This is a genomic window from Natronospira sp. (genome assembly GCF_007134575.1).
Taxonomy (GTDB): Bacteria; Pseudomonadota; Gammaproteobacteria; order Natronospirales; family Natronospiraceae; genus Natronospira; species Natronospira elongata.
On the sequence record NZ_SLKM01000313.1, the window covers coordinates 20,395 to 27,438 of the forward strand.

8 protein-coding genes are annotated in these 7,044 nt (G+C 57.4%); all 8 read right to left on the reverse strand.

Annotation, left to right across the window (positions count from 1 at the left end; genetic code table 11):
• Positions 1 to 57: 57 nt before the first annotated feature.
• Positions 58 to 2,205, reverse strand: coding sequence for a flagellar biosynthesis protein FlhA (flhA, locus tag ACJWXQ_RS12690; protein ID WP_346049300.1), 2,148 nt, complete (start codon positions 2,203 to 2,205; stop codon positions 58 to 60).
• Positions 2,206 to 2,222: 17 nt separating this feature from the next.
• Entirely contained in the window at positions 2,223 to 3,371 is a 1,149-nt protein-coding gene (gene flhB / locus ACJWXQ_RS12695) for a flagellar biosynthesis protein FlhB (RefSeq protein WP_346049298.1), read from the reverse strand.
• A gap of 26 nt (positions 3,372 to 3,397) precedes the next feature.
• Positions 3,398 to 4,177, reverse strand: coding sequence for a flagellar biosynthetic protein FliR (fliR, locus tag ACJWXQ_RS12700; protein ID WP_346049296.1), 780 nt, complete (start codon positions 4,175 to 4,177; stop codon positions 3,398 to 3,400).
• Between the two features lie 10 nt (positions 4,178 to 4,187).
• Positions 4,188 to 4,463 carry a flagellar biosynthesis protein FliQ gene (gene fliQ, locus ACJWXQ_RS12705; RefSeq protein WP_406672939.1) on the reverse strand — a complete coding sequence of 92 codons (276 nt, stop codon included), beginning with the start codon at positions 4,461 to 4,463 and terminating at the stop codon, positions 4,188 to 4,190.
• A 24-nt stretch (positions 4,464 to 4,487) separates the two neighbouring features.
• Positions 4,488 to 5,225, reverse strand: coding sequence for a flagellar type III secretion system pore protein FliP (gene fliP, locus ACJWXQ_RS12710; RefSeq protein WP_346049292.1), 738 nt, complete (start codon positions 5,223 to 5,225; stop codon positions 4,488 to 4,490).
• Positions 5,222 to 5,635, reverse strand: coding sequence for a flagellar biosynthetic protein FliO (gene fliO, locus ACJWXQ_RS12715; protein ID WP_346049290.1), 414 nt, complete (start codon positions 5,633 to 5,635; stop codon positions 5,222 to 5,224). The genes fliP and fliO overlap by 4 nt, the downstream gene beginning before the upstream one ends.
• A gap of 8 nt (positions 5,636 to 5,643) precedes the next feature.
• Complete coding sequence (gene fliN / locus ACJWXQ_RS12720; protein WP_346049288.1) at positions 5,644 to 6,063, reverse strand: flagellar motor switch protein FliN; 420 nt, start codon at positions 6,061 to 6,063, stop codon at positions 5,644 to 5,646.
• Positions 6,060 to 7,044, reverse strand: a 985-nt coding sequence (gene fliM, locus ACJWXQ_RS12725; RefSeq protein ID WP_406672940.1) for a flagellar motor switch protein FliM, incomplete at its 5' end; no start/stop codon positions are given. The genes fliN and fliM, both read right to left, overlap by 4 nt.

Below are 7,044 nucleotides of genomic sequence, written 5' to 3' on the forward strand. Positions count from 1 at the left end.
GTCTGATCCCGGTTGTGAGTGGGGCCCCAGGCCCCCGTCAGTTCACTGATTCCACATTTATTGGCCGCTGATGGATGCCACCAGTCTCACCTTGCGGCTATCCGGCACTTCGTTGTACGAGAGCACATTCAGGCCCGGCACCGCCTGGCGCAGGAAACGCGCCAGCCATCCCCGAATGCCGGGCGAGACCAGGAGAATCGCCGGCTCACCCAGGTTTTCCTGCTTGCCGGCGGCCTCTGAAAGGCCCTGCTGCAATCTTTCCGCCAGGCCGGGCTCGATGGCACCACTGCCGCCCTGGCGCAGAGCATCCTGCAATATCTGTTCCAGTTGCGGGTCCAGGGTAATGACCGGCAACTCCTCGCGGCTTCCGGCGGCCTCCTGAACGATAGTGCGGGCCAGGGCCTCTCGGACCTGGGTCAACAGCTCTTCCGCATCCTGTGTAGTGGTGCCGTGTTCGGCCAGGCTTTCGGCAATGGCCCGCAGGTTACGAATGGGCACCCGCTCTTCCAGCAGCCGCTGCAGGACCTTGACCACCCGGCTCAGGGGCATGATGTCCGGGACCAGGCTTTCCACCAGCCGCTTGTCACTTTGCTTGAGCATGTCCAGCAGCTTCTGGACTTCCTCGTGGCCAAGCAGCTCGTGGGCGTGGGTCTGAATGATGTGGCTCAGGTGGGTAGCCACCACGGTGGCCGGATCCACTACCGTGTAACCCAGGGTCTGGGCGTTGTCCCGCTGCTCTGGCTCGATCCAGACGGCTTCCAGGCCAAAGGCGGGGTCGCGGGTCTCAAGGCCCTGGATCTTGCCGTGGACCTGACCGGGATTGATCGCCAGCTCCCGGTCGGGATGGATCTCCGCCTCACCCACCGGGTCCCCCATCAACGTCAGTCGATAGTGATTGGGCGGCATTTCCAGGTTATCCCGTATATGCACCGACTGAATCAGGAAACCCAGCTCGCGAGAGAGCTTCTTGCGCACCCCGCGGATGCGGGTCATGAGCTCACCACCCTGCTTGCGATCCACCAACGGAATCAATCGATACCCTACCTCCAGCCCCAACAGGTCGTTCTGGGTTACATCTTCCCAGCGCAGCTCACCCAGTTCTTCACCGCCGGGCGCCACCGTGCGACCACCGGACTCGGACTTTTCCTTGCTCTTGCCGCGACCGGAAGGCTGGTGACTGGTCTCCTCCTCCAGCGGCTCGCCACTCACCACTTCACCCTTGCGCTGGACCCGCCAGGCGAGATAGGCAGTGACCGCCGCCAGGAGCAGAAACGGGAGATTGGGCATACCGGGGACGACACCAAGTACAAACAACACCCCTGAGGAGACCGCCAGAACTCGGCCGTTACCCACCAGCTGCATCAATATCTGATCGCCCATGTCCTGGCTGCGTGACATTCGGGTGACGATCACAGCCACCGAGGTGGAGAGCAGGAGGGCTGGAATCTGGGCGACCAGACCATCGCCGATGGTCAGCAGGGTATAGTTACGACCGGCTTCGGCCAGACTGAGGCTGTGCTGGACCGTGCCGATGATCAGGCCACCGACGATATTGATGAGCATGATCAGGATGCCGGCAATGGCATCCCCCCGCACGAACTTTGATGCACCGTCCATGGAGCCGTAGAAATCCGCCTCTTCACGAATCTCCTGGCGACGCTCTCGGGCCTGATCATCAGTGATCAGGCCGGCGTTGAGGTCGGCATCAATGGCCATCTGCTTGCCTGGCATGGCATCCAGGGTGAAGCGAGCGGTGACTTCGGATACGCGGGTGGCGCCCTTGGTAATGACCAGGAAGTTGATGATGACGAGAATGGTGAACACGATCAGACCGACGGCGTAGTTGCCGCCCACCACGAACTCACCAAAGGATTCAATGACCCGACCGGCCGCCGCTGTACCGGTGTGGCCTTCCAGCAGAATGACCCGAGTGGAAGCGATATTGAGCGCCAGTCGTAAAACCGTTGCCCCCAGCAGGACAGTGGGGAAAACACCCAGGTCTAGGGGACGGGCAATGTAGATCACCGCCATGATCACAATCAGGGCCAGGGTGATGTTGAAGGTGAAGAACATGTCCAGGGCAATGGGCGGCAAAGGCACGATCACCATGGCGAGCACGGCGATCAACAGGATCGGGACACCCAAGCCCGAGCGCAATGCGCTGCGGAAGCCTTCTCCGATCATTGCCTGAGTGCTGGTGGCCATGCTTCAGCTCTGCTCCCCTAGTTATCTGGTTCGTTGTCCGGATCCAGATCCGCATCCACATCCGGATTGGGCTGCCTCGGGCGCGGTCCGCCCCGACTGCGCTGTCGACGAAGCTGGTAAACCCAGCCCAGCACTTCCGCCACCGATCGATACAGACGTGACGGGATTTCGTCGCCCAGCTCCGTAGTGGCATGCAAAGCCCGGGCCAACGGCGGAGCTTCGAGGATTGGGACCTCATATTCGCTGGCAATTTCCCGGATTCGCAGCGCAATCCGGTCTGTCCCCTTCGCCACCACGCGGGGCGCCTCAGAACGGTTGGGTTCATAGCGAAGGGCAACGGCATAGTGGCTGGGGTTGGTGACCACGACGTCCGCCTTGGGAACCGCTTCCATCATCCGCCGCCGGGACATCTCCTGCTGGGTCTCACGAATCTTGCGTTTGACTTCCGGCTTGCCCTCGGTCTCCTTGAACTCGTCCTTGACCTCCTGCTTGGTCATCTTCAGCTTGCGCTGGTGATCCCAAATCTGGAATGGCACATCAATTGCGGCGATCAGAATGAGCGTGGTGCTGAAAACCAGGAAACAGAAGGCAACCAGGCCACCGGCCTCGAACAGGGCCCGGGGCATGGGCACCGAGGCAAGGGCCAGAAAGCGATCCTGCATCAACCAGAACAGCACGGCTGCGACCACCGCCACCGACCCGAACTTGCCGATGGCCTTGAGGAGCTCAATAACCGCCTTGGCACCAAAGATCCTTTTAAAACCACTGACAGGGTTGAGCTTGCTCAACTTGGGCTGGATCGCCTGAAGACTGAAGGACCAACCACCAATCAGGGTGGGGGCCGCGGCTGCAGCCACAAACAGAACCACCATGATGGGGAGCACCACCTGCACACCCTCCACCACAGCCAGACGGAAATAATTGGATATATCCCCCGGGTTCAGGATCACCTCCCGATCCACTTGAAGACTGCCACGAAGAATATCCACGACACCACTGATCATGGTGCCGCCATAGGCGAGCAGGAAAACAGCGCCGGTGATCATCACCAGCATGGCGCTCAGTTCCCGTGACCGAGGAACCTGGCCCTTCTTCTTGGCGTCCTGCAACCGTTTGGGTGTGGGCTGTTCTGTTTTTTCCTGACTGGATTCACCCTGGTCTGCCATATCTACACCTCATCACGTCCAGGGAATCAACTTATCCCGACGATGTCCCGCCCAGTGGTAAAAGCCGACTGGAGCAGCCCGAACAGGGCGGGCTGCATATGGGGAAGCGTGACCATCAGGATCAGGAAGCCCAGCGTCATTGCGGCGGGAAAACCAACCGCGAACAGGTTCATTGTCGGTGCAACCCGACTCATGACACCGAAGGCAATCAACACTGTCTGAAGGGCGACAACAGCCGGCAATGCAATCTGAACCGCCCCCTTGAACATCTCTGCCCCAAACATCACCACCGACCACATATCATCCCTGACCAACCCAGCCTGACCCACCGGCATGCTATTGAAGCTATTGACCAGGACTTCGATCAGAATGAGGTGTCCATCCATGGTCAGATAAAGCAAAGTTGCCATGATCAGAAGAAACTGACCGACGATGGGAACGGAAACGCCTCGCTGGGCATCCACCATGAAGGCGAAACCCAAACCCATGCTCATGGCGATGATCTGACCCGATATAACAACCGCGTCGAAGACCATTTGCACGAGAAACCCGATGGTCACCCCGATCAGAACCTGCTGCAGGGTTATCACCAGCCCCTGAAAACTCAGCACCTCCACAGCCGGGGCAGGCTCTAAAATGGGAACAATGGCTGCAGTCAGAGCGACGGCAAGCAGAACCCTTATCTGTACGGGAATAAAGGCAGTGGCAAAAACCGGCGCCACCATGATCATTCCCGCCACGCGACAGAAGGGCCAGAAGTATTGCCCCAACAGCCCACCGATCTCTGCCGCGGTGAAGCTCAGCATGAGCGCGTCCTCAACCGCCGCCCAGAATCAGGGGAATACTGCGAATCAGGCGGATCGTAAAATCCATGATGGTGGACAGCATCCAGGAACTGAACACACCGAGAGACAGAACCAGCACGAGCAGCTTGGGGATAAAGCTGAGAGTCATCTCATTGATCTGGGTAGCAGCCTGGAACATACCGACCAACAGGCCCATGGTCAAGGCAGAAACCAACATGGGCGCCGCGATCATAGCGGTCACTTTCAAAGCTTCCTGACCAATGGTGACTGCTAATTCTGGACTCATGACAGCGCCCCTCGTCTTTCGGTGCTAAACAAAGAAGCTGGAGGCGAGGGTCCCCACGACAAGGGACCATCCATCAACCAGCACAAACAACATGATCTTGAATGGCAGGGAAACCAGCATGGGTGATAACATCAGCATACCCATGGACATCAGGGTGCTGGCCACTACCAAATCAATGATCACAAACGGAATATACAGAAGAAAACCGATAATGAAGGCAGTCTTTAATTCGCTGGTAATAAATGCAGGAATCAGAACCGAAAGGGGAACATCTTCTGGCCCATTGAAGCTCTCATGCCCCCCCATGCGGGCAAAGGTAGCAATATCGTTTTCACGAACCTGCCCCATCATGAATTCACGGACCGGTTCAACGGTTGCCTCGACAGCTGCCTCGGCCGCTAGCTCGCCATCCAGATACGGCCGCACCCCATCCGAATAGGCCTGATCGATAACAGGCGCCATGATAAAGAAAGTCAAAAAGAGGGCCAACCCAATCAAAACCTGGTTTGGCGGTGTCTGTGGCGTGCCCATGGCCTGGCGAAGAATGGCAAGAACAATAACGATGCGCGTAAAGGAGGTCATCATCAGAACCAGCGCCGGCAAGACCGTCAGAGCGGTCATCAGCACCAGAATCTGCAAGGTCACAGAATAAGTCTGGCTGCCATCCTCCCCCGTTTCCACGGTCACTGCCGGCAAGCCTGGCGTTCCCATGACGGCACCGGGAAACAGAAGCAGCACCAGCATGACTGCAAGACGCATCATTGCTGGGCCCCTCCCCGCCCAAGCGTTTCCATCAATCGCTTTTTGAAGCTCGGCTCATTTTGCTCCTGCGGACTTTCCAGCGGCTTCCCCAGTACATGCAGGGTCCGAATCCCTGCCGGGCTGACACCCAGCAGAATCTGCTCATTCCCCACCTCCACCAGCATCAGGCGTTCCCGGGTGGACAGGGGCATCTGGCCAATCACTTTCATGTGAGCACTGCCACTACCACCCATGCCCGGCATGCGGCGCATGAACCAGGCCACACCCAATACCACGGCCAGCACGACGATCAGCGAAAAGACCACATTCGCCAGCCCCTGCACCCCACCAATTTCGTCTCCCACACTGGACTCGGCCAGCCCCGTGACTGGAAGCAGAAGAAACAGGAACATAAGGGCGATCAGACGCATGACTGGCCTCAACGCAACTTTTTGATACGTTCCGACGGGCTGATAACGTCAGTCAGTCGAATCCCGAACTTCTCATTAACCACCACGACTTCGCCATGGGCGACCAGCGTGCCGTTGATCAATACGTCCAATGGCTCCCCGGCAAAACGGTCGAGCTCCACCACAGAGCCCTGGCTCAGCTGGAGAAGGTTTCGAATACTGATCTTGGTTCTCCCAACCTCCATTGCGAGATTGACGTTGAGATCCAGGATCATATCCAGATTCACTTCCTCGGAACCCTTGTCGGCAGCGTTCTCGCCCAACTCATCGAAGCTGGCTTTCTCCACGTCCTGCTCACTGTCCGCCGCCTCTCCTTCCTGCTGGGCGGCCTCCATTTCTTCGAGCTGCCGACGTTCGTCCTCTGTCATGTCTTTCTTGTCGTCACTCATTTCTCTTTCCTCTCGCCACTGCCAGCAGTCCTGGGTTGACCTTTACGACGGGTCTTGGCTTCTTTCTTATCTGATCCCAAATTGGCACGGATGGGTGACTTTTCATTGCGAATCCACTGGATCATCTGGACTGCATTCTGTCCTTCAGAAATCCCAAATCGGCCCCGAAAAAGGGGCAAATCACCCTCCGCCATGACTACAACCTCTTCAGGAAGGCTAATCGGGAGGATATCTCCCACCTTCAACTTCATGAGTTCCCGCATTGAGATCTCGGATTCCGCCAAAGTCGCGGACAACTCCACCTTGGCATCCTTGACCTCTTCCTTGAGGGCCTCAGTCCATCGCTCATCCTTCTCGACTCGATCACTCTGCACACCGGTATCCAGCAACTCCTTGATCGGCTCGATCATGGAATAGGGCATCGTGATGTGCATCTCGCCACTTCCCCCTTCAAGCTCTATCGTGAAGGTACTGACAACAACCACCTCGCTCGGACTGACGATATTGGCAAACTGGGGGTTGACCTCGGACTCCAGGAAAGTGAAATCAATGTCCATCACCGGTGACCAGGCCTCTTTCAGGTCATTGAAGGCATCGTGCAAAAGCATCTGGATAATGCGATTCTCTGCCGGCGTAAACTCACGACCTTCGATCTTTGTGTAGAAACGCCCATCCCCTCCAAAAAAGTTGTCCACCACCACGAAAACCAGTTTTGGATCGATGATAAAAAGCGCGGTTCCCCGCAGGGGATCTGCTCTTACCAGGTTGAGACTGGTGGGCACATAGAGGGAATGCACATACTCGGAAAATTTGAGCATATCCACGCCGCCAACGGAGATTTCGGCTGAACGGCGCAACATATTGAACAGACTTATTCGGAGGTATCGGGCAAATCGTTCATTGATCATCTCCAGAGTCGGAAGACGACCCCGGACGATGCGATCTTCACGGGTAAAGTCATAGGGACGAAGTTCACCGGGG